Source organism: Ferrimonas aestuarii (assembly GCF_005116665.1).
Classification (GTDB): Bacteria; Pseudomonadota; Gammaproteobacteria; order Enterobacterales; family Shewanellaceae; genus Ferrimonas; species Ferrimonas aestuarii.
In genome coordinates, this window is record NZ_SWCJ01000022.1 from 16,011 (window position 1) to 36,079 (window position 20,069).

At 52.0% G+C, this 20,069-nt stretch carries 20 protein-coding genes; 11 read left to right on the plus strand and 9 right to left on the minus strand.

Translation table 11 applies throughout. The annotated features are described in order from the left end of the window. Positions 1–32: 32 nt before the first annotated feature. Positions 33–1,082: an A/G-specific adenine glycosylase gene (gene mutY / locus FCL42_RS19275; RefSeq protein ID WP_136865065.1), complete on the minus strand. Its 1,050-nt coding sequence runs from the start codon at positions 1,080–1,082 to the stop codon at positions 33–35. 78 nt (positions 1,083–1,160) lie between these two features. Between mutY and trmB the strand changes: the two genes are divergently transcribed. The 6 genes from trmB (at position 1,161) to FCL42_RS19305 (ending at position 5,701) form a co-directional block, all read left to right on the plus strand. Next, positions 1,161–1,871, plus strand: coding sequence for a tRNA (guanosine(46)-N7)-methyltransferase TrmB (gene trmB, locus FCL42_RS19280; RefSeq protein WP_136865066.1), 711 nt, complete (start codon positions 1,161–1,163; stop codon positions 1,869–1,871). 11 nt (positions 1,872–1,882) lie between these two features. Beyond that, positions 1,883–2,224, plus strand: a complete 342-nt coding sequence (locus FCL42_RS19285) for a 50S ribosome-binding protein YggL (protein ID WP_136865067.1) — start codon at positions 1,883–1,885, stop codon at positions 2,222–2,224. Continuing rightward, positions 2,224–3,138 (plus strand): glutaminase B, encoded by a 915-nt coding sequence (glsB, locus tag FCL42_RS19290; protein WP_136865068.1) that lies wholly within the window; start codon positions 2,224–2,226, stop codon positions 3,136–3,138. Before FCL42_RS19285 ends, glsB begins: the two co-directional genes overlap by 1 nt. 163 nt (positions 3,139–3,301) lie before the next feature. Then, a complete protein-coding gene (locus FCL42_RS19295; RefSeq protein ID WP_169308463.1) occupies positions 3,302–4,117 on the plus strand; it encodes a DUF2884 family protein in 816 nt (271 codons plus the stop codon). 206 nt (positions 4,118–4,323) lie between these two features. After that, complete coding sequence (locus FCL42_RS19300) at positions 4,324–5,253, plus strand: LysR family transcriptional regulator (RefSeq protein ID WP_136865070.1); 930 nt, start codon at positions 4,324–4,326, stop codon at positions 5,251–5,253. 184 nt (positions 5,254–5,437) lie between these two features. Then, positions 5,438–5,701: a hypothetical protein gene (locus FCL42_RS19305; RefSeq protein WP_136865071.1), complete on the plus strand. Its 264-nt coding sequence runs from the start codon at positions 5,438–5,440 to the stop codon at positions 5,699–5,701. Between the two features lie 117 nt (positions 5,702–5,818). Here the strand turns inward: FCL42_RS19305 and FCL42_RS19310 are convergent, their stop codons facing one another. The 8 genes from FCL42_RS19310 to FCL42_RS19345 all read right to left on the minus strand — a co-directional run bounded on the left by FCL42_RS19310 (position 5,819) and on the right by FCL42_RS19345 (position 12,595). Continuing rightward, positions 5,819–7,669, minus strand: a complete 1,851-nt coding sequence (locus FCL42_RS19310; RefSeq protein WP_229359912.1) for a DUF885 domain-containing protein — start codon at positions 7,667–7,669, stop codon at positions 5,819–5,821. Positions 7,670–7,943: 274 nt separating this feature from the next. Continuing rightward, on the minus strand, positions 7,944–9,086 hold the full coding sequence (gene hemW / locus FCL42_RS19315) for a radical SAM family heme chaperone HemW (protein WP_136865109.1): 1,143 nt from the start codon (positions 9,084–9,086) through the stop codon (positions 7,944–7,946). A gap of 2 nt (positions 9,087–9,088) precedes the next feature. Beyond that, the gene (gene rdgB, locus FCL42_RS19320; RefSeq protein WP_136865073.1) at positions 9,089–9,685 is read right to left on the minus strand and encodes an RdgB/HAM1 family non-canonical purine NTP pyrophosphatase; all 597 of its coding nucleotides are present in this window, start codon (positions 9,683–9,685) and stop codon (positions 9,089–9,091) included. A gap of 73 nt (positions 9,686–9,758) precedes the next feature. Continuing rightward, complete coding sequence (locus FCL42_RS19325; RefSeq protein WP_136865074.1) at positions 9,759–10,193, minus strand: DUF4426 domain-containing protein; 435 nt, start codon at positions 10,191–10,193, stop codon at positions 9,759–9,761. A 50-nt stretch (positions 10,194–10,243) separates the two neighbouring features. Further along, positions 10,244–10,531 carry a DUF167 family protein YggU gene (gene yggU / locus FCL42_RS19330; protein WP_136865075.1) on the minus strand — a complete coding sequence of 96 codons (288 nt, stop codon included), beginning with the start codon at positions 10,529–10,531 and terminating at the stop codon, positions 10,244–10,246. Then, positions 10,528–11,073: a YggT family protein gene (locus FCL42_RS19335; protein WP_136865076.1), complete on the minus strand. Its 546-nt coding sequence runs from the start codon at positions 11,071–11,073 to the stop codon at positions 10,528–10,530. Before FCL42_RS19335 ends, yggU begins: the two co-directional genes overlap by 4 nt. A gap of 21 nt (positions 11,074–11,094) precedes the next feature. Continuing rightward, positions 11,095–11,910 (minus strand): pyrroline-5-carboxylate reductase, encoded by an 816-nt coding sequence (proC, locus tag FCL42_RS19340; RefSeq protein ID WP_267873246.1) that lies wholly within the window; start codon positions 11,908–11,910, stop codon positions 11,095–11,097. Continuing rightward, positions 11,900–12,595: a YggS family pyridoxal phosphate-dependent enzyme gene (locus FCL42_RS19345; protein WP_136865111.1), complete on the minus strand. Its 696-nt coding sequence runs from the start codon at positions 12,593–12,595 to the stop codon at positions 11,900–11,902. The genes proC and FCL42_RS19345 overlap by 11 nt, the downstream gene beginning before the upstream one ends. Positions 12,596–12,621: 26 nt before the next feature. On the opposite strand from FCL42_RS19345, the gene FCL42_RS19350 reads away from it, so the two are divergent. The 5 genes from FCL42_RS19350 (at position 12,622) to FCL42_RS19370 (ending at position 19,981) form a co-directional block, all read left to right on the plus strand. Then, positions 12,622–13,647: a type IV pilus twitching motility protein PilT gene (locus FCL42_RS19350; protein ID WP_136865077.1), complete on the plus strand. Its 1,026-nt coding sequence runs from the start codon at positions 12,622–12,624 to the stop codon at positions 13,645–13,647. A gap of 25 nt (positions 13,648–13,672) precedes the next feature. Further along, positions 13,673–14,785: a PilT/PilU family type 4a pilus ATPase gene (locus tag FCL42_RS19355; protein ID WP_136865078.1), complete on the plus strand. Its 1,113-nt coding sequence runs from the start codon at positions 13,673–13,675 to the stop codon at positions 14,783–14,785. Positions 14,786–14,907: 122 nt separating this feature from the next. Beyond that, the gene (locus tag FCL42_RS19360; protein WP_136865079.1) at positions 14,908–15,549 is read left to right on the plus strand and encodes a TetR/AcrR family transcriptional regulator; all 642 of its coding nucleotides are present in this window, start codon (positions 14,908–14,910) and stop codon (positions 15,547–15,549) included. An 86-nt stretch (positions 15,550–15,635) separates the two neighbouring features. Continuing rightward, the gene (locus FCL42_RS19365; RefSeq protein ID WP_229359913.1) at positions 15,636–16,886 is read left to right on the plus strand and encodes an efflux RND transporter periplasmic adaptor subunit; all 1,251 of its coding nucleotides are present in this window, start codon (positions 15,636–15,638) and stop codon (positions 16,884–16,886) included. Next, complete coding sequence (locus FCL42_RS19370) at positions 16,886–19,981, plus strand: efflux RND transporter permease subunit (RefSeq protein WP_136865080.1); 3,096 nt, start codon at positions 16,886–16,888, stop codon at positions 19,979–19,981. Before FCL42_RS19365 ends, FCL42_RS19370 begins: the two co-directional genes overlap by 1 nt. Positions 19,982–20,069 lie beyond the last annotated feature (88 nt).

Below are 20,069 nucleotides of genomic sequence, written 5' to 3' on the forward strand. Positions count from 1 at the left end.
TCGTTGACTGAACTCTAACAGAGCCGATGAGCTCAAAGGTGTTCGCTAAGTTCGGTCAGCAGTTTTTCCGTCGGTGCCGCCAAACCCAGTTGTCCAGGGGCGTCTATATCGACCCATTGGCTTGGCTGTTGCTGCACCTGGGCGGGCTTACTGCTTAGTTTTACCACCACTGGCTGGATGTGTAGGTGGTAGTGGCTAAAGGTGTGGCGAAACTTTTCAAGCTTAACTTGTGTGCCGTTAATGCCCTGCTGAGCAAGGTAGTCATTGGCTTGTGCTTGGGTATCAAATTGGGGGAAACACCACAGGCCTCCCCAGATGCCAGAAGCGGGTCGTTGCTGCAGTAATACGGTATCGCCATCCACTAGCAGTAGCTGCAAGCAGTGCTTCTCGGGCTTGTCTTTTTTTGGTTTCTTGCCGGGGTATAAACTCGGGTCACCTAACTCGAAACCGATGCAGTCGTCGGCCACCGGGCACAACTGACATTTGGGTTTGCTGCGGGTGCAGATCATCGCTCCCAGATCCATCATCGCCTGATTGTAGGCTTCGATCTCTTTGGCTGGTGTTCGCTTTTCTGTGAGTTGCCACAGCTGATTTTCAACGGTTTTCACCCCAGGCCAGCCGTCGATGGCTTGGTGGCGAGCCAGTACCCGTTTGACGTTGCCATCAAGAATTGGGTGGTGTTGGCCTAAAGAGAGTGACAGTACCGCACCGGCGGTAGAGCGGCCGATGCCAGGAAGGGCCAGTACCTGCTCAAAATCGGTAGGGAATTCACCGTTATGGTCAGTGACAATCTTTTTGGCGGCCGCGTGTAGGTTGCGGGCGCGGGCGTAATAGCCCAAACCAGTCCAAAGGTGCAGTACTTCATCTTGCTCTGCGGCAGCCAACAACTCGACGCAGGGGAAGCGTTCCATGAATTTCAGGTAGTAGGGGATCACGGTTGTGACCTGAGTTTGTTGCAACATAATTTCCGAGACCCATACTTTGTACGGGGTCTTCTGCTGCTGCCAAGGCAGCGATTTGCGCCCGGCGATTCGATACCAATCTACCACCCGCTGGGAAAATGGTTTCGGCTTCGCTTCCATCGATTATCTACCTAAATTACAATTACCGCTTTTTGGCGCCACAGTGTAACGCCTGCGGCAACCAGCGAGAAGGTTGAAATGACTGAAGAGCAAAAGCCTGAGCTGCCTGAGGGTAAGCACATTCGTCGGATTAAGTCCTACGTAAAGCGCGAAGGTCGCATGACTAAAGGTCAAGCGCGCGCAATGGAAGAGTACTGGCCAACCATGGGGTTGACCCATGAGCAGGGCATGATCGACATGGCTGAAGTATTCGGCCGCAGTGCCCCAGTGGTACTGGAGATTGGCTTTGGTATGGGTAAGTCTCTGGTCGAGATGGCCGCCGCTGAACAGGACAAGAACTTCATCGGTGTTGAAGTGCACGGTCCGGGCGTGGGTGCCTGCCTGCTGTCTGCTGAAGAGCAGAACGTAAAAAACCTGCGTGTGTATGAGCACGATGCGGTTGAGGTTCTGGCAGACTGCATCCCAGATGAGTCGTTGGATCGGGTACAACTGTACTTCCCTGATCCTTGGCACAAGAAGCGTCACCATAAGCGCCGTATTGTGCAGCCTGAATTTATTGAAGCGATTCGTAAAAAGCTTAAGCCAGGCGGTCTATTCCATATGGCGACCGATTGGGAGCATTATGCTGAGCACATGCTGGTAGAGATGAACGAAGCCCCAGGCTTTACCAATACTGCCGAGCAGGACTTTGTACCGCGTCCGGATTTCCGTCCGCTGACTAAATTTGAAGCTCGTGGCCAACGTTTGGGCCACGGTGTTTGGGATCTTATTTTCGCACGTAGCGAATAGGAGAAAATCGCATGACCAACATTCCAGCCGCTAAGAACCGTAGCCGTCGTCTTCGTAAGAAACTGCGTGTAGATGAGTTCCAAGAGTTGGGTTTCGACCTAGCTTGGGTATTTAACGAAGAGGTTAGCGAAGAGCAGATCGATGCCATCGTTGATCAGATGATTGATGAAGTGATCGAACCGATGCAGCTGGGTTTCTCCGGTGGCGGCCACAAGTCATGGGACGGCATCGTGTGTACCCAGAAGCTGGGCAAATGCACCGAAGAGCACCGTCAGGCACTGGAAAGCTTCTTCAAAGACAAGCCTGTCTCTGAAGTGAAAACCTCCGAGCTATACGACGTCTGGTGGGGTTAATGCCTGATAAGGCGTTGCTGCAGAGCATCCATGAGGAGGCTCTGCCTCTGCTGGGGCAGGGACACGTTGCCGACTACATCCCCGCTCTGGCCGAGGTTCCACCAGATAGGTTGGGCATCGCCATCTGCACCGCCGAAGGTGGTGTGATTGGTGCTGGAGATTACCTAGAGCCATTCTCGATTCAGAGTATTTCTAAGGTGTTCTCTCTAGTGCAGGCGATGACCATCTACGATGAGAGTGAGATGTGGACTCGTGTGGGCAAAGAGCCTTCAGGAGACCCGTTTAACTCTTTGGTTCAATTGGAGTTTGAACACGGCATCCCCCGTAACCCCTTCATTAATGCTGGGGCGCTTGTGGTGTCTGACATGCTTCAAGGGCGACTGTCGGCACCCAAGCAACGTATGCTTGAGTTGGTGCGTGACCTCTCCGGTAACCCCAACATCTGTTCAGATAAAGTGGTAGCAAAGTCGGAGTACGATCACTCTGCTCGCAATGCGGCCATCTGCTATTTGATGAAGTCATTCGGCAATTTCGAGAACAATGTGGATGATGTAATGAAGAGTTACTTCAACCACTGTGCCATTCGCATGAGCTGTGCCGATCTAGCGAGAGCGTTCTTCTTCCTAGCGAACCAAGGGGTTTGTTTAGGGGGGCGCCGCTTAATCGGAGAGCGTCAAAGTAAGCAGATCAATGCTTTGCTGGCGACCAGTGGCCTTTACGATGGCGCGGGTGAGTTCGCTTATCGTGTTGGTATGCCAGGAAAAAGTGGCGTTGGCGGCGGCATTGTTGCTGTGGTTCCCGGTGAGCTGAGTGTGTGCGTTTGGTCTCCTGAGCTGGATGAGTCAGGTAACTCTCTAGCTGGAACCCGCATGCTGGAACTGCTCTCTAAGCGTTTAGGCCGCTCCATCTTCTGATATTCAATACCACCACTTTGTGGTGGTATTGACCACTCCCCAAAATCTCTTCTCTAAGAGCCATTGATTTAAAACTCAATTTTTTCAAGCATTTAACTATTTTTGTCGATATTGGCCTGATCTTCGCATCCAAGTAATCAGAATGATTTCAAGGAGCTTAACCATGACCACCACTCGATTGTTCACCATTTCAGTACTTGGCTGTGCCCTATGGATGCCGTTGGCCGCCAATGCGTCAGATATCAACTGTGACATCAATTTTAATCACGACTTGATTGTTTCTGAGAACAGTCTGGAAGTTCGTGATGAGGGCAAAGTGCTCTATCGCTTCGATGACCATAACCTACTTGTGGATGGCAAAACCGTTGATCTTAGCTCTCAACAATACAACAGCATGGTGGCGTTTCAGAGCCAGTTCTATGATCAGATGCCCGCTACCATGGCAGTAATTGAAGAAGCGTTAGCGGTAGCCGGTGTGGCGGTTGATGCGGTGGTTGAACACCTAAGCCAGATGGATATCGACATGTCGATGTTAGAGGGCTTTATGGATGAGCTGTCCCAATCTATTACCGAACATATTCAGCAAGATGATGGCTCCTATCGCTTGGTATCCGGTGACTTTGATAACTTCGGCGTTGGCTACGAAGGCGAGCTGGAGCAACAGATCGAAGCGGCGGTATCTCAATCTATTGGTAGCATTATGATGCAGATGGGCAGCGCCATGGTGAATGGCGAAGGGGAGACCTTCGCTAGCCAGATGGAGGCCTTTGGTGAGCGTATGGAGACCATGTCTGCCCAGATTGAGCAGGAGGTGGCACAACGTGAGCGTTCACTGGAGCAGGACGCTAACCAACTGTGCATGAACTGGCAGGAGCTGGATAAGCTGGAGCAGGAGATGCAAAAGCAGATTCCAGAATTAAAGGCTTTCGATCTGATTCAATCCAGCGATAACGAGCTGGCATACCGCTGGATGTGGTAACTCAGATAACTGATTTCCCTAGCAGTACTTTATGACTGCGATGTGCGTTTGGCGACACAGACACGAATTTTTCGTTAGTGTGTCGCCTTTTTTGTCTTTTTTTGTGAACAATCAAAACTGCATCTCTTTGTACTGACCCGCTTTAGGGGTAGAGTATCGCCTATCAAGCCACCCATTATTCGAAGTGGCAGCTTCTGGAGATGCCCATGCGTGAACTGTTAGAGCCCATTGTTATCTTTACCCACGTGGTCCGAGCCCAAGGTTTTTCGGCGGCGGCACGGCGGTTAGGGATCTCGAAATCCAAAGTAAGTAGCCAAGTGAGTATGTTAGAGCAGCAGATGGGGGTGCAGCTGGTACAGCGAACAACCCGCTCTCTAAGCCTTACTGAAGCTGGTGAGACTCTCTATCGTCATGGAGAGTCGATCATTCGGGAGGTGGACTCGGCAGTGGCCAACGTACAGAGCTTGCACCATGAGATCCGTGGTGTACTGCGCGTAGGCATGACCCAAGCGTTTGGCTCTATGCACCTGATGCCCCTTATCCCTGAATTTATGTCCAGATACCCGAACCTAGAGCTGGAGATAAGCTTCCTCGATCACAAAGTAGATGTGGTGAATGAAGGGCTAGACCTGCTGCTTACCATGTCAGAGCAACTGCCTCTGGGTATGGTTGCCCGCCCATTGATGGATTGCCGTTTCGTATTGGTAGCATCCCCTGATTACTTGGCTAAGCACGGCGTACCGAACAACCCTGAAGAGCTGGTGACTCATAACTGCTTGGTCTATAAGAGCGAATGGTATGAACACGCAGTGTGGGAGTTCAAACGGGGCTCTGAGGAGAAGAAGATCCCAGTGAAGGGCAACTACCGTGTTGATGATGCACCAGCGCTCAAAGAGGTGGCTAAGAAGGGGCTAGGCATTGTTTATCTCTCGACTTACCTGCTAGAAGATGAGATTCGCGAAGGGGAGCTTATCCCCATTATGACGGAGTGGAGCCTCAACCATCCATTGGCGCTGCAAGCGGTTTACCCTCGCAGACAGAACCTTGCTCCTAAAGTGCGTGCCTTCACCGATTTTGTGAAGGAGAGCTTGGGAGAGGTACCGCCTTGGGATAGAAAATTAGCCCTTATTTTGTAGTGGATATAGGAAACATCGTTTTCAAATATGAACAATCACTCGGTACTGGGATTCAAAAATAGTTAAGTCATTGAATTTAAACTGATTGATTAATGTTCAAATACTGGTGTTGGTTAATGTGTTGTTATGGTTAAGTGAGCATTTTAACCACAGAGAACTTGCCAATTGTTCTGATAGGAATACAATGCAGTTGTCGGTTGAGATTGAGTTTTTCAGAATTGACCCCTCTGGGAAACAAGCCATTCAAGATCGCCGACCTGATGGTTTTAACCTCGCGGTTCACTATCAGCGGATTATTGAAATCCATCATCTGGAATTTTGGCCCCGGTCGGATCCGGGGCATTTTTCAGCGGCAGGAATACCACTCTGTACCCTACAAAATAAAGAGCAAAATAAGCTCTGGAGCGGTAGCCGGGCGATGGGCAGCGTCAAAATAAAAACAAAGTAGCCCAACATAATAAAAAGAAATGGGAGAGCCGAAAGGCTCTCCCTTTTTCTTATCTGCCTTTTGGCCAAGGCGTCGGTTAAGGGGAACGATGACGGCCGAAACCGCCACCGTAATCAGTTACAACCTAACGCTGTCTACCCAATTATTGACCTGCTGTTCCAGTACATTAAGGGGCAATGGTCCGTTTCCGAGAACAGTGTCATGGAACCCCTTGAGCTCGAATTGATCTCCCAGTTGCTGTTTCGCCTGCTCTCTTAGCTCTAAGATCTTGATCATTCCAACTTTATAGGCTGTTGCCTGAGATGGCATCACGATGTAGCGCTCAATGGCTTTAACGATGTCACCTTCAGGATTGGGGGTGTTTTTGGCCAAGTAATCGATGGCTTGCTCACGTGTCCAGCGCTTGGCATGAATACCGGTATCCACCACCAGACGGCAGGCTCGCCACAGCTCCATGGCTAGGCGACCAAAGTCAGAGTAGGGGTCTTGGTAAAAGCCCATCTCTTTTGGCAAATACTCAGAGTAGAGCCCCCAACCTTCGATGTAGGCGGTATAGCCTCCGAAGCGGCGGAATTTAGGCAGAGAATCCAGCTCTTGGGCGATGGCGATCTGCATGTGATGCCCTGGAATGCCTTCATGAAAAGCTAGGGCTTCTAGCTGATAGGTTGGCATATCGGCCATCTGGTACAGATTGGCATAGAAGAACCCTGGGCGACTGCCGTCTGGGGCAGGGCGCTGATAGAAGGCTTTGCCAGCGGATTTTTCGCGAAACGCTTCCACCTGCTTAACTTCGAGCCCAGCTTGGGGCTTGATGCCAAATACGGAGTCTAGCTGAGCATTCATATTGCCGATGTAGTCGCTGGCCAATTGCAGGTACTGCTGTTTGCCTGCCTCGGTATCCGGCAGAATAAACTGCTTATCGGTGCGCATGAACTCAAAGAATGCCTGCAGGTCGCCTTTAAAGCCCACCTGATTCATGATCGCTCGCATCTCATCGTGGATGCGAGCCACCTCAGACAGACCCAGTTTGTGGATCTCATCTGCGGTCATCTCCGTGGTGGTGGTGTTTTTTAGCGCTTGATTGTAGAACGCGTCACCGTCTGGGAATTTCCAAGCACCATCATCGGTTGAAGCTTTGGATTGTAAGCGCTCACTCTCTTTTATTAGTTTGTCGTAGCCGCGCTTTACTGGGCCAGTCAGCGCCATTTGGGCGTCATTAAGTAGGGCTTGCTCTGCTTGTTGGGTGAGTTCTAGTTTGGCCACTTTATCGGAGAAATCCTGCCATAGTGTCGATGGCTGCTCACTGTCTTCAAAAGGGTAGCCTGTGATGATATTGCGACTGTCATCCAGCACGTAGGCAAACACAAATTTGGGGGCGATGATGCCGCGCTGCTCCCTGGTCTTAAGTTGGCTGATAACCTGATCAAAGCGCTTCTCGATGCCCTCTAAGCGGCTGATGTAGGCGGTGGCGTCATCAACGCTTTCGATCTGATGCTGGTTGATCAGAAACGAGGGCGTGGTGGATTGGTAACCATACATCTGGTTGACTGGGTAGCTGTGATAACGCCACTTGTAGTCTGCGATATCCTGCTCAAGCTGTTGTTTCAACAGTTGGTAGCTAAGCTTGGTTTGGCCACTCAGGGCGCTTTCATCCAGGTTGCTGAGTTTGCTTAGCTGTGCTTTTGTGCGCTCAAGTTGCTGTTGCTGATAGCCGTCGCTGAGGTCGTCCCACTTATCTTGGTCTTTCTTGATGCCAAGGTAGGTTTGAAATACGGGACTGGCCATCACATCTTCCATAAAAAACTGTTCAAACAGCGCTTCTGCGGCGGCGTTATCACTTTGTTTGGCTTGGGAAGTGGTCGACGTAGGGGCGGGCTGGCCGTGGCCTTCAGCGTGGGCAAAAGCACTTTGGCTGAAGAGTAGGGTCGCGCTGACCGCCGCGGCGGTAATTGAGTGGCGTAGGGTCACGTGTTGCTCCATGCAGTGATCGATTTGGGGTTTATACCAACCTGAATAAATACCTGATCACTACTGCTTGCTTTAATGGGGCAACTCTTCATTGCGAGACCGATTGTTAGGGGCACTAGCAATGGCGTCTCGCGTTTTGATTGAACCCATTTCTTGGTCGCACTAGATAGACCACTTATTTAATTAGGTTGGTTTAATCATGCATGGAGCGATAGAAAGTTTCGAATCGAAATTGTTAAAAGATCTGAATATTCGATCAACCAAGGTGTTTAAACTAATCGGGCAGAAACATTGCCAGCAGTTCATTGAGGTAACGATGACCAGTGCTGGTGAGTTGCATCTGCTCATGGTCGATGCGAATAAGCTGCTTGCGCTCGGCGTTTTTTAGCACCTCTGCCACCTGTTGCTGAGTCAGTGTGGTGCGCTCGGCCAGCTCGGTGAGTGGCATCGCCTCCATCAACCTTAGGCGATTCATGTAGTACTCAAGTGCCATATCCTCTTCGAGGACCGGGCTTTGGTTGTCCATGAAGTCCCGCGTTGGCTCTAGGTAGCCTTTTGGATGTTTTACCTTAACGGTACGCACAATCTCATTGGTTTCTGGCAAGGTGATTTTGCCGTGGGCACCGCAGCCAATGCCAAGGTAGTCACCGAAGCGCCAGTAGTTGAGGTTGTGCTCACAGCGATAGCCTGGTTTGGCCCACGCGGAGATCTCGTACTGCTGATAACCGGCGGCTTCCAGTAGGGCTTTACCTTGTTCGAAGATCTGCCACTGGATCTCTTCGTCGGGAAGCGTAGGCGGTTTGGAAGCAAACTGGGTGTTGGGTTCAATGGTGAGCTGATACCAAGACAGGTGTGCGGTGTTGTGGGCGATGGCCTGTTTAAGATCGAATAGGGCATCGTCAACGCTTTGGTTGGGCAGTCCGTGCATCAGATCGATGTTGATTCGCTCAAAACCGGCGGCTTTGGCACTGTCGATCGCTTTGTGGGCCTGAGCATCATTGTGGATTCGACCTAAGCGCATCAGCTTTTGAGGCTGGAAGCTCTGCACACCAATCGACAGGCGATTGACGCCCGCGAGGCGATACCCTTCGAAGCGGCCCGCTTCTAGGGTGCCTGGGTTGGCTTCCATGGTGATCTCAATGTGGTCTTCAAACCCCAACTGCTGCTCGACCCCTTGAAGTAATCTGTCGATGCCGACGGCGGAGATCAGCGAAGGGGTGCCACCGCCAATGAAGATGCTGGCCAGCTTACGCCCTTTGGCAAGATGAGCGTCTTTGGCAAGGTCTTCAAGGAGCGCACTGATGTAGTCCGCTTCTGGTATCTCTCCCTTGCGACCATGGGAGTTAAAGTCGCAGTAGGGGCACTTCTGCTCACACCACGGAATGTGGATGTAAAGCGACAGCGGTGGCAACTTCATCATTAGATAATGCCTTGTTCTTTCATGGCATCCAGCAACAGTTTCATCGCTTTACCGCGATGGCTGAGGCGGTTTTTGGTGTCGGCGTCCATCTCGGCGGCGCTACGGGTATCGCCACGAACCTGAAATACCGGGTCGTAACCATGGCCTTGTTCACCTCGGGCGTGATCCAAGATCTCACCTTCCCAGCTTGCCTGGCAGATGATTGGGGTTGGATCTTCGCTATGGCGCATGAATACCAATACGCATTGGAAGCGGGCGCTGCGGTCGGCTTTACCTTCCATCTCAATCAGCAATTTGCGCCAGTTGTTCTCAGCATTTGAGGGTTCCCCTGCAAAACGAGCCGAGTAGATCCCAGGCTTGCCGTTTAGGGCGTCCACTTCGATACCTGAGTCGTCAGCGATGGCTGGAAGTCCAGTGGCCTTGGCGGCGTTACGAGCTTTGATGATGGCGTTTTCAACGAAGGTTAAACCATCTTCGATGGCTTCAGGGACGTTGAATTCACTTTGAGGGGAAACCTGAATCGGGAAGTCAGCCAGTAGGGTGGCGAACTCTTTAACCTTGCCGGCATTACCGGTGGCCAGAACAATCTTTTTCATAATAGGTACTCGGTTTATGTGCCTGAGGCTCAGGAGAGGGATTCTACCCGAGCCTAGGCCGAATACCAAAGTATCAGTCGACGTAGAACTTCTGTTTAAAGCTCAGTTTGGTGGAGAGATCTTTGCCGTTGGAGACGGTGAGGTTAAAGGTGAAGGTCTCTTCGTTGCGATGGTCGAGCTCTGCAAAGTAGTAGATGGCATCCCCTTCACGGATCTCTTTAAAATCCAGTGTCTTTTGGTTACCAATTAGGTTTTGAGCATAGCCGGTAATGGTCACAGGAATGGCCATGGCATCGGGATCCCGAGTGTCATTAACGCTGACATTCACCAAGCCGATGTAGCGGCTTCGGGTCAGGCCATAGTTTTTGGCGATCTCAGGAGTTAGAAAGGTGCTGCCAAAGGAGACGTAGTGGATGGCGTAATCGCCCACCGTCACCTTTTGCTCGGCCATTGCGGGGAAAACCAGCATGAGAGACAGGGCCAAAATGGCGCCTAAACGTGTAAACATAATCAGCTCCTTGCGGTGGCGAAGCCTCCGATTTGGAGGCTGCCTTGTACTTATAATAGACGTTCTATGACGTCTGGCACCTGCCTTGGTGCCTCGATGTGTATCTGTTTGTGGCGGCCAAGTTCGCCTTTCAAAATACTGACTTGCCCTTTGGCCACCTTAAACTGTTTTGCTAGAAATTTAGTCAAATGGGCATTGGCTTTGCCATCGACAGGCGGCGCAGTGATGGTGATCTTCAGCTCATCACCGTGAGTGCCAACAATCTGATCTCGACTCGCTTTAGGTTGAATGTAGAGGTTGAGCAGCAAGCCGTCGGCTTGCTGCGTCACTGGGCTCAAATGGCTCTCCACAATGGCAGCAGATCTCCCAGCGCCAGATTGATGAAGTTCATACCAATCAGTACCACCATCAGCGACAGATCCAGACCGCCCATTACAGGAATGACGCGGCGAATTGGCGCGAGGAAAGGTTCAGTAAGTTGGTGGAACACGAATTCAATGGGGTTTTGGCCTTGGCTAACCCAGCTCATGATGGCGCGAATGATCAGGATCCAAAACAGCAGGAAGCCCGCTTCTTTCACAACGGTGATGGCGGCCAAATAGAAGGAAAGTGGGTCAAAGGCGGCGCCGGTGATGGCACCCAAAACCAGCCATTTCGCCAGCGCCACTAGATACGCCAACACCAGACTGGCCAGATCCAGCTTGCCAATGGAGGGGATAACTCGGCGCATTGGCGACAAAATGGGGTGGGTCGCTTTGACGATAAATTGGCTAAATGGGTTGTAGAAATCGGCTCTGGCCCACTGCAGCCAGATGCGGAGCAGACAGACCATCAAATAGAGGTTGAACAGAGTTGAGACTAGATAGACGATTGATTGCATTAGCGTTCGGTCCGTATCAAATTAAAAAAGTTTGGCCATCTCTTGGGCGCGCTCAAAGGCGGCTTGCATAGCACCATCGACGGTCTGACGTAATCCCTGACTTTCAAAATGTTCAATGGCTTTGGCGGTGGTTCCGCCTTTTGAGGTCACTCGTAGGCGTAGCTCCTCCAGTGACAACTCAGGATTCTGTTTTACCATGGCGGCGGCGCCAATGGCGGTTTGTTGAATTAGCTGTCTTGCCTGCTCTGGGCTAACACCTAGGCTGTCTACAGCACTTTGCTGCATCGCTTCCATCATCAGGAAGAAGTACGCTGGTGCGCTGCCGGCACAGGCGGTAACCTGATCGATGCCCACTTCCTCATCAAACCACGCGGTTTCACCAACAGAGCTCAGTAACTGCTGTGCCAGCTGCTTCTGCTCATCACTAACCCTTGCATTGGCATAGATGCCGGTCATGCCGAGCCCTAAAAGCGATGGCGTATTTGGCATGGCGCGAATCAGTTTGACTGGCTGACCAAGATACTCAGCGATGCGTTCACAGGTAACGCCAGCAGCAATGGAAACCAGCAAAGTATTGCTTAAGTCTAGGTGACTTAACTGTTTGCATACCTGCTCCAGCATCTGAGGTTTGACCGCCAATACCAGTAGATCCGATTGAGCCGCTTGTAGGTTGTCGGTGGTGACTTGGATGCCAAAGTCCTGTTTTAGGGAATCTAGCTTTGGCTGACTGGGGTTACTGGCGATGATGTTGGCCGCAGGATAGCCATTGGTGACTAGCCCACTAATGATGCTGCGGCTCATGTTGCCTGCGCCAATAAATCCGATGTTATTGCTCACGTTTATTCCTTGCCCCAAAAATGGCGGTGCCAATTCGCACCATGGTACTGCCTTGTTCTACGGCGACTTCCAGATCGCCGCTCATCCCCATAGACAGGGTGTCCACGCTGTCATACTGAGATTTTAGCTGATCGAACAGGGCTTTTACCTCAGAAAATTGTTGCTGTTGATGTTCTGGATTATCAGTAGCTTGTGGAATAACCATCAAACCTCTAAGGGTCAGATGTGGCAACGCTGCCACCTGTTTAGCTAGGGGCAACAGCTCATTGGCGCTGACGCCAGACTTGGAGGCTTCTCCACTGATGTTGACCTGCAGGCACACATTTAACTCAGCCATTGAGTCTGGGCGCTGATTGGACAGGCGCTGGGCTACCTTTAGCCGTTCGACACTGTGTACCCAATCGAAGTGTTCGGCGATGGGACGGGTTTTGTTGGACTGAATTGGGCCGATAAAGTGCCACTGGATATTCAGATCACTTAATTGCTGTTGCTTATCCAGTGCTTCTTGAAGATAGTTTTCGCCAAATTGAGTTTGGCCCGCTTCGAAGGCCAGACGCAGATCTGAGGCTGGCTTGGTTTTACTGACGGCCAGCAACTGTACTGAGTCTAGCGGACGCTGGGCTTGCTTCTCAGCTTGGGTGATTCGAGCTTTCGCAGCATCGATCCGGTCTGCTATGGTTGTCATCATTATTGATCAGTTGGTTGTTAAATATGGATATTACTGAGCTTCTTGCGTTTAGTGTAAAACACAATGCCTCCGATCTGCACCTCTCTGCAGGGGAAGCACCGATTATCCGTGTGGATGGCGAAGTACGCCGCCTTAATGTGGATGCCTTAGGGCATGACACCATTCACGCCCTTATCTACGACATCATGAACGATAAGCAGCGACGTGAATACGAAGAAAACCTCGAAGTGGATTTTTCATTTGAGATTCCCGATCTCGCTCGATTTAGGGTTAACGCCTTCAATCAGGGCCGCGGTGCCGCTGCGGTATTTCGTACCATTCCGTCAAAGGTATTGACCTTAGAGGAGCTGCAAGCTCCAGATATCTTTAAACAGATCGCCAGTTACCCTCGAGGTTTGGTGCTGGTAACGGGCCCCACTGGCTCAGGTAAGAGCACCACGCTGGCGGCGATGGTGGATTACATCAACGCCGAGCGCCGTGAGCACATCCTCACGATTGAGGATCCTATTGAGTTCGTGCATCAGTCGAAAAATTGCTTGGTAAACCAGCGCGAAGTGCACCGCGACACCCACAGCTTCAGTAACGCGCTAAGAAGTGCCCTGCGTGAAGATCCCGATGTGATTCTGGTAGGGGAGATGCGGGATCTGGAAACCATTCGCCTGGCATTGACCGCGGCGGAGACCGGCCACCTGGTGTTTGGCACCGTGCATACCACCTCGGCTGCCAAAACCGTGGATCGCATTGTCGATGTGTTCCCCGCAGCAGAAAAAGGCATGGTAAGAACCATGTTATCTGAGTCTTTGCAGGCGGTGATCTCGCAAACCCTAGTGAAAAAAACCGGTGGTGGCCGAGTGGCAGCCCACGAAATTATGTTGGGCACCCCAGCGATCCGAAACCTTATCCGCGAAGATAAGGTGGCGCAGATGTACTCGGCGATTCAAACCGGTGCCACCCACGGCATGCAAACGTTGGAGCAAAGTCTCACGCGCCTTGCCACATCCGGGCAGATCAGTCGTCAGGATATGATGGCCAAGCTTGGCACTAACTGAGTGTTCCCCTAAGGAGGCGATCAACATGGATATTACTGGGCTACTCAAGCAGATGGTTGCGGCAGGGGGCAGTGACCTGTTCATCACCTGTGACTTTCCGGTGAGCGCTAAAATCGATGGCGTGCTGTCGCCTTTGAGCGAATCCTCCCTCACACTGATTGAGGTCGAAGCGTTGCTGAAAGCGGTAATGAGCGACGAGGTGTGGCAGGAGTTTTGCGACCATCAAGAAGCTAATTTTGCCTATGAGCTGGATGATGGCAGCCGCTTTCGGGTGTCTGCATTCTGGCAGCGAAAACTGCCGGGTATGGTGCTGCGCCGCATTCAAACGGAGATCCCCACACCAGAGGAACTTAAACTTCCCAAAGTGATGACTGACGTGGCCATGGCTAAACGTGGTTTGGTGTTGATGGTTGGTGCCACGGGTACCGGTAAGTCAACCTCATTGGCGGCCATGGTCGGGCATCGAAATGCCAATCAGGCAGGCCACATCCTTACCATCGAGGATCCCATCGAGTTTGTGCACAAGCACAGACGCAGCATTGTGACGCAGCGAGAAGTGGGTCAAGACACCGAGTCGTTTGAATCCGCCCTAAAGAGCGCTCTGCGCCAAGCGCCGGATGTGATTTTGATTGGGGAGATTCGTACTCCTGAAGCGATGGCATTTGCTTTGGCTTTCGCAGAGACGGGCCACTTGTGTATGGCAACGTTGCACGCCAGCAATGCCAATCAGGCGCTAGATCGTATCTTGCACCTGATGCCAGAGCAGCAACACAGGCAGTTGCTGTTTGATCTGTCGTTGAATCTGAATGCCATCATTGCACAGCAGTTGGTGCCATCGAAGTCAGGAGAAGGTCGAGAGGCCGCGATCGAGGTGCTGCTTAACACTCCGCGAGTGTCGGGGCTTCTGGCTGACGGCAAACTGCATGAGCTCAAGGCCACCATGGCGGCCAGCAATGAGCAGGGGATGTGCACTTTCGACCAAGCCTTGTATGAGCTGTTTACAGCGGATCGCATCAGTGAGCAGGAAGCGCTGCATCATGCGGATTCTGCGAACGATCTGCGACTGATGATCAAGCTTAAAAACAGCTCTTCGGTAACCACGGGCAGCCTAGACAAGGTGACCCTCTCATTGGATTGAGATTAATCAAACTGAGTGGCGAATTTAATCGCTGCGACTGAATTTGAGTAATTAAACCGAGACCAATGGTCTCGGTTTTCTTTTAGAATTATCCAAATGGTTAATTTTAGGGGTGCAGCGTCATGGCAAACAATCGAGGCCGTCCATCAGGGCCTTCAACCGCACGCAGCCAATTGATTGAGGCGGCGAAACAGCTTTTTACCGCTTTGCATTACGATAAAGTCTCCACCCGTATGGTGGCGGAAAAAGCCGGAGTCAATGCGGCGATGATCCGCTACTACTTCAGCAATAAACAGGGCCTGTTTCGTACCATGCTGGAGGAGACCATGGCGCCGATGCTCGAGGCCATGACCCAAGCCAGAATTGGAGATGATTTTGAGTCTCAAGTTAACGTGCTGAGAACTTACTATCGTGTGATGGGTCAGAACCCTGATTTTCCAAAACTTATTTATCGAATATTGACCCTTGAGCAAGACAGTCCACTGTTTTTGATGTTTATGGAGCGGGTGCAACAGGTGATAGGCAGTTCTGACTCAATGCTGTTTGACGCTCTAGAGCGTAAAGGTGAACTAAAGCCCGGCGTTGAAGCCGCCATCGCTAGAGTTAGCTTTTTTAGCCTGATGATCTTTCCATTCCTTGCTCCCCCACAGATGTTAGCGCTCCATGGCGCAAAGCTAGACCCTGACTTTCTCGACCGCTTAGCAGAGCACAATGTGGCGATGCTTAAAGCGGGCATGCTCGCAAACACCGGAGAACACAAATAATGCCATCCTCTTCGACCCAAGCCTCCGGCATAACAGCAACACTTAAGAACTATGGCAGGCGCCACCCTAGGCAGCTGGGAGCTGGTTTGCTTGCCATTGGTGTGATTATTTTGCTGCTGGCAATCAAATTGAAGCCGTCAGTGCCGGTACATCCGGGTGCTCAGGCCCCACGACTGGTGGAGGTGATGTCACTGACACAGGCTTCGGCTCAGCCTCAGATCACCGGCTATGGTCGTGCGGTACCTAAGTTGGTTTGGCAAGCGCTGGCGGAAGTTAGCGGCGAGGTGGTATATCGCTTACCTACACTGGAGAAGGGGCGCTTTCTCAAAGCCGGTACCGAGCTGCTGCGTGTCGATCCTTTGGAGTATGAGCTGGCCTTGGCACAAGCTCAGGCGGATCTCAGTAGCGCCAAAACTCAGTTGGCTAGGCTGGAGCAGCAAACGGCCAATACGGAGTTGACGCTAGAGATTGAAACCAGCCGTTTGGGGTTGGCGAAACAGGAACTAGAGCGTCAGAAGAAACTGCGTAAGCAGGGGCTGACTTCACAATCCACATTGGACACGCAAAAGCAAAGCTATCTGTCGCAAACCAAGGTGGTGCAGGAGCTAGAAAACCAATTGACCTTGTTGCCCGATGACATCGAAGTGGCCAAAGCGACCATTCGCGTTAGCGAGGCTCGGGTGAAAGATGCCGAGCGAACGCTGGCGAAGACCAAAGTGGTGCTGCCGTTTGACGCCCGTATTGCTGAGGTCAACATCGAGCAGGGGCAGGTGGTGAACCTGCAGCAGGTGATGGTGGAGGCTCACGGCTTGGAAATCACCGAAGTGGAAGCCCAGGTGGCCATTCACGATCTTGCCAAATTGATGCGAGGCCAGCGCAGCCAAGCGATGACCGGCGAGCTTCCCGATGTGTCTAAGTTAGCGCTGTTTGCTCAAGTGACGCTGCAAAGTGGCGATGTGAGCGTAAGCTGGCCAGCCAAGGTGACCCGCTTCAGTGATACCGTCAATCCAAATCAAGCCACCGTCGGCGTGATTCTTGAAGTTTCTCAGTCGCAAAATCCAGACAACCCGCCTTTGGTTAAAGGCATGTTTCTTGAAGCGACCTTAAAGGGTAAAGCCAGAGAGGCCTTTATGGTGCCGGAGCGTGCGCTGCGTGGCAGCAGCTTGTACACCATGACTGAGGACAACGAGCTGCGGATTATTCCAGTTACAGTGCTCTATCGCAGCGGCAACCTGGTGGCCATTGCCGGTGCACTGGAGAGTGGCATGGCAGTGGTACTCAATGACCTGATTCCAGCGGTTGATGGCATGCCATTAAAAGTGGTGGAGGCCAATTGATGATTGCGTTTTTTAGCCGCCACCCTACCGCCGCTAACTTACTGATGGCAGGCCTCCTGCTGGTGGGTATTCAGGCGTTGCCTCAGATTAAGCGGGAAACTTTCCCTGAGTTTGATCCCAACTACATCAGCGCCAGCATCGCCTATCCGGGAGCATCACCTTCTGAAGTGGAAGAGAGCCTGTGCTTGCGAATGGAAGATGCGGTTGATGGCATTGGCGACATCATCGAAACCAAGTGCCAGGCGCTGGAAGGCACCGCCAGCATGATTTTAAAGCTGGATGACAAAGCGGATTTGAGCCGCAACCTGGTGGATGTCCAGACTCAGATTAACGCCATTAAAGACTTCCCTGCAGACATTGAACCACCGGTTGTGCAGCAGTTTGAGCGCATTGAACCGGTGATCGACATCGCCGTCAGTGCCGATATGAGCCAGCCAGCTTTGAAGGCGTATGCGGAAGACTTAAAGCGGCGCTTAAAACTGGATACCGGCGTGGCACTGGTGGAGATTAAGGGCTTTTCCGACCATCAGCTGCGCATTGAGCTCAATCAAGCGCGGGTGCGCCAACTTGGACTGTCGGTGGCAGACATCGCTAATCAGGTGAGCCAGCAGAACATTCAACTGCCCAGTGGGAGCATTGAGACTGAGCAGAAGAATCTGTTAATCCGTTTTGATCAGCGTCAGGTTACGCCCAAAGGGTTAGGGGAGCTGGTGGTTGCGTCGGACTCAAGTGGGGCGGTGGTGCGTTTGAAAGAGATTGCCACCATCACCGACCGTTTTGAGCTTGATGAAGCCAAGATTGAGTTTGATGGACACGCCGCGGCCATTTTGACCGTCAGTAAGAACAAAGCCGAAGATGCCCTGACCATCAAAGATGAGGTAGTGAGCTTCATTGAAGCGGAACGCCAGCGCTTGCCAGATACGGTAACACTAACGTTGACCAACGATTTCTCCTCGCTGCTGTGGGACCGATTGTCGATGATCATCGATAACGGCATCCAGGGCATCATCTTGGTGTTTCTGGTGATGTGGCTGTTTTTCTCCCTGCGCTACTCCTTCTGGGTGGCGGCGGGACTGCCGGTGGCGTTTCTAGGTTCTATCTACCTGATGGGGCTATTTGGCATCTCCATCAACATCATGACGCTGGTGGCGCTGCTGATGGCCATTGGCATCATGATGGACGATGCCATTGTGTTGGCTGAGTCCATTGCGGCGCACTTGGATAGAGGAATGGAGCTCGATGATGCGGTGATTCAAGGGGTACAGAAGGTGATGCCAGGGGTGTTCTCCTCGTTTCTGACTACCATCTGTATCTTTGGTGGCTTGCTGTTCCTTGATGGCCAGATGGGGGCGGTGCTGTCTGCCATTCCTGCGGTGTTGATTATGGTGCTTAGCCTGTCATTGATTGAAGCCTTCCTAATCTTGCCTAATCACTTACGCCACTCGCTGCATAAGCGCCGAGATGAGACGCCGGATCCCAAGTTCAAGCGGGTGTTTCTGCAAAAATTTGAGCAGTTTCGTAATGACACCTTGGTGCCCGCAGTTCGTACCGTGGTGCGTTGGCGCTACGCCTTTGTAGGTGGGGTGCTGGGCCTGCTATTGGCCAGCTTTGCGCTATTGGCGGGCGGTGCGGTGAAATTTATCGGCTTTCCAGATCTTGATGGCGATGTTGCCGAAGCGCGCCTGATATTGCCGCCAGGCTCAACCTTGTCGCAAACCGAGGCGGTGGTGGCTCGAATTATCGATGCCGCCGAAACCGTTGGAGCGGAATTTACTCAAGACCTAGAAGATGGTCAGCCGCTGGTTGAACACATTACGGTGCATTACAACAGCAACGCCGATGCCGGTGAAAGTGGCCCTCACGTGGCAACTGTGCGCTTGGATCTGTTGTCGGCAGAGGTGCGTGAAACCCGCATGGATGATTTTCTCTACCGTTGGCGTGAACAGAGCGGCGAGATGGCAATGCCGCTGGCGCTCTCATTTCAGCAGCCAGCGATGGGACCCGGAGGTCGCGACCTTGAGCTTCGCATTCAAGGGGATGATCTGGATGAGCTAAAGCAGGTGTCGGTGGCGATTCAGCAGTATCTGGCTCAGTTTGATGGCATTACCGGTTTGCTTGATGACATGCGCCCGGGTAAAGAGGAGATCAAGGTTAGTTTGCGCAGTGGTGCCGAGAGTTTTGGGGTGACAGGGAATCAGATCGCCTCTCAGCTGCGTGCGGCATTCTTTGGGCAAAATGCCGATATCGTGCAGGTGGGGCCGGAGAACATCGAGATTCAGGTTCGCCTTGATAAACGTCAAGCTGGTGATATTGATGCTCTGAGTCGCTTCCCCATTGTTATGGCCGATGGCAGCCAAATTCCTCTGGCGTCGGTGGCGCAAATTGAGTTCCAGCGCTCCTTCGTTCGCATTCAGCGCATCAACGGCCTGCGCACTATTACGGTAATGGGTAACGTCGACAACCAGAGAGCCAATACCGCCGAAGTACTGGCCCAGTTCAATCGTGAATACTGGCCAACACTCAAGCAGCAGTTTCCTGGGGTGCGTCTAGTGGTGGAGGGCGCCTCTAAAGACAGCGCAGAAACCGCAGATTCCATGAAGCGCAGTTTTATCATCGGTATGTTTGGCATCTTTGCCATCTTGAGCTTCCAGTTCCGCAGTTATCAAGAGCCGTTGGTGGTGATGTCTGCCATTCCTTTGGCGTTGATCGGGGTGATTTGGGGTCACCTATTGTTGGGCAAAGATCTGTCGATGCCATCGATGTTGGGCTTTGTTTCCTTGGCTGGGGTCGTGGTCAACGACTCGATTCTGCTAGTTCAGTACATCCGTCATCACCTTAAATTGGGAGAGCCGATATTAGAGGCGGTGGTTCAGGCCAGTCGAGAGCGTTTCCGGGCGGTGTTTTTGACCTCCCTGACAACCGCCGCGGGCTTGTTGCCGCTGCTGCTAGAGACCAGCCTACAGGCGCAGGTGGTGATCCCTATTGTTATCTCCATTGTGTTTGGCATCTTTGCTTCGACCTTGTTGGTGCTGTTCGTGATACCCGCAGCCTATGCCATCTTGTCAGATTTAGGCTGGGTGAGAAAAGCCGACTAACCTGCCATCAATGCCGGCCTCAATGGAGTGAAGTCGGCTGACGTTAGTAATTGTTACTTCTTTACCTCCTGTTTATTAAGCGTGAATG

Excerpts from the sequence above, each read along its gene's own strand:
- FCL42_RS19350 (WP_136865077.1), top strand. The coding sequence starts at position 12,622 with ATGGATATTACTGAGCTTCTTGCGTTTAGTGTAAAACACAATGCCTCC.
- mutY (WP_136865065.1), bottom strand. The coding sequence starts at position 1,082 with ATGGAAGCGAAGCCGAAACCATTTTCCCAGCGGGTGGTAGATTGGTAT.
- FCL42_RS19325 (WP_136865074.1), bottom strand. The coding sequence starts at position 10,193 with ATGTTTACACGTTTAGGCGCCATTTTGGCCCTGTCTCTCATGCTGGTT.
- trmB (WP_136865066.1), top strand. The coding sequence starts at position 1,161 with ATGACTGAAGAGCAAAAGCCTGAGCTGCCTGAGGGTAAGCACATTCGT.
- rdgB (WP_136865073.1), bottom strand. The coding sequence starts at position 9,685 with ATGAAAAAGATTGTTCTGGCCACCGGTAATGCCGGCAAGGTTAAAGAG.
- FCL42_RS19370 (WP_136865080.1), top strand. The coding sequence starts at position 16,886 with ATGATTGCGTTTTTTAGCCGCCACCCTACCGCCGCTAACTTACTGATG.
- FCL42_RS19300 (WP_136865070.1), top strand. The coding sequence starts at position 4,324 with ATGCGTGAACTGTTAGAGCCCATTGTTATCTTTACCCACGTGGTCCGA.
- FCL42_RS19305 (WP_136865071.1), top strand. The coding sequence starts at position 5,438 with ATGCAGTTGTCGGTTGAGATTGAGTTTTTCAGAATTGACCCCTCTGGG.
- FCL42_RS19355 (WP_136865078.1), top strand. The coding sequence starts at position 13,673 with ATGGATATTACTGGGCTACTCAAGCAGATGGTTGCGGCAGGGGGCAGT.
- FCL42_RS19295 (WP_169308463.1), top strand. The coding sequence starts at position 3,302 with ATGACCACCACTCGATTGTTCACCATTTCAGTACTTGGCTGTGCCCTA.
- glsB (WP_136865068.1), top strand. The coding sequence starts at position 2,224 with ATGCCTGATAAGGCGTTGCTGCAGAGCATCCATGAGGAGGCTCTGCCT.
- FCL42_RS19360 (WP_136865079.1), top strand. The coding sequence starts at position 14,908 with ATGGCAAACAATCGAGGCCGTCCATCAGGGCCTTCAACCGCACGCAGC.
- FCL42_RS19335 (WP_136865076.1), bottom strand. The coding sequence starts at position 11,073 with ATGCAATCAATCGTCTATCTAGTCTCAACTCTGTTCAACCTCTATTTG.
- hemW (WP_136865109.1), bottom strand. The coding sequence starts at position 9,086 with ATGAAGTTGCCACCGCTGTCGCTTTACATCCACATTCCGTGGTGTGAG.
- FCL42_RS19345 (WP_136865111.1), bottom strand. The coding sequence starts at position 12,595 with ATGACAACCATAGCAGACCGGATCGATGCTGCGAAAGCTCGAATCACC.
- FCL42_RS19285 (WP_136865067.1), top strand. The coding sequence starts at position 1,883 with ATGACCAACATTCCAGCCGCTAAGAACCGTAGCCGTCGTCTTCGTAAG.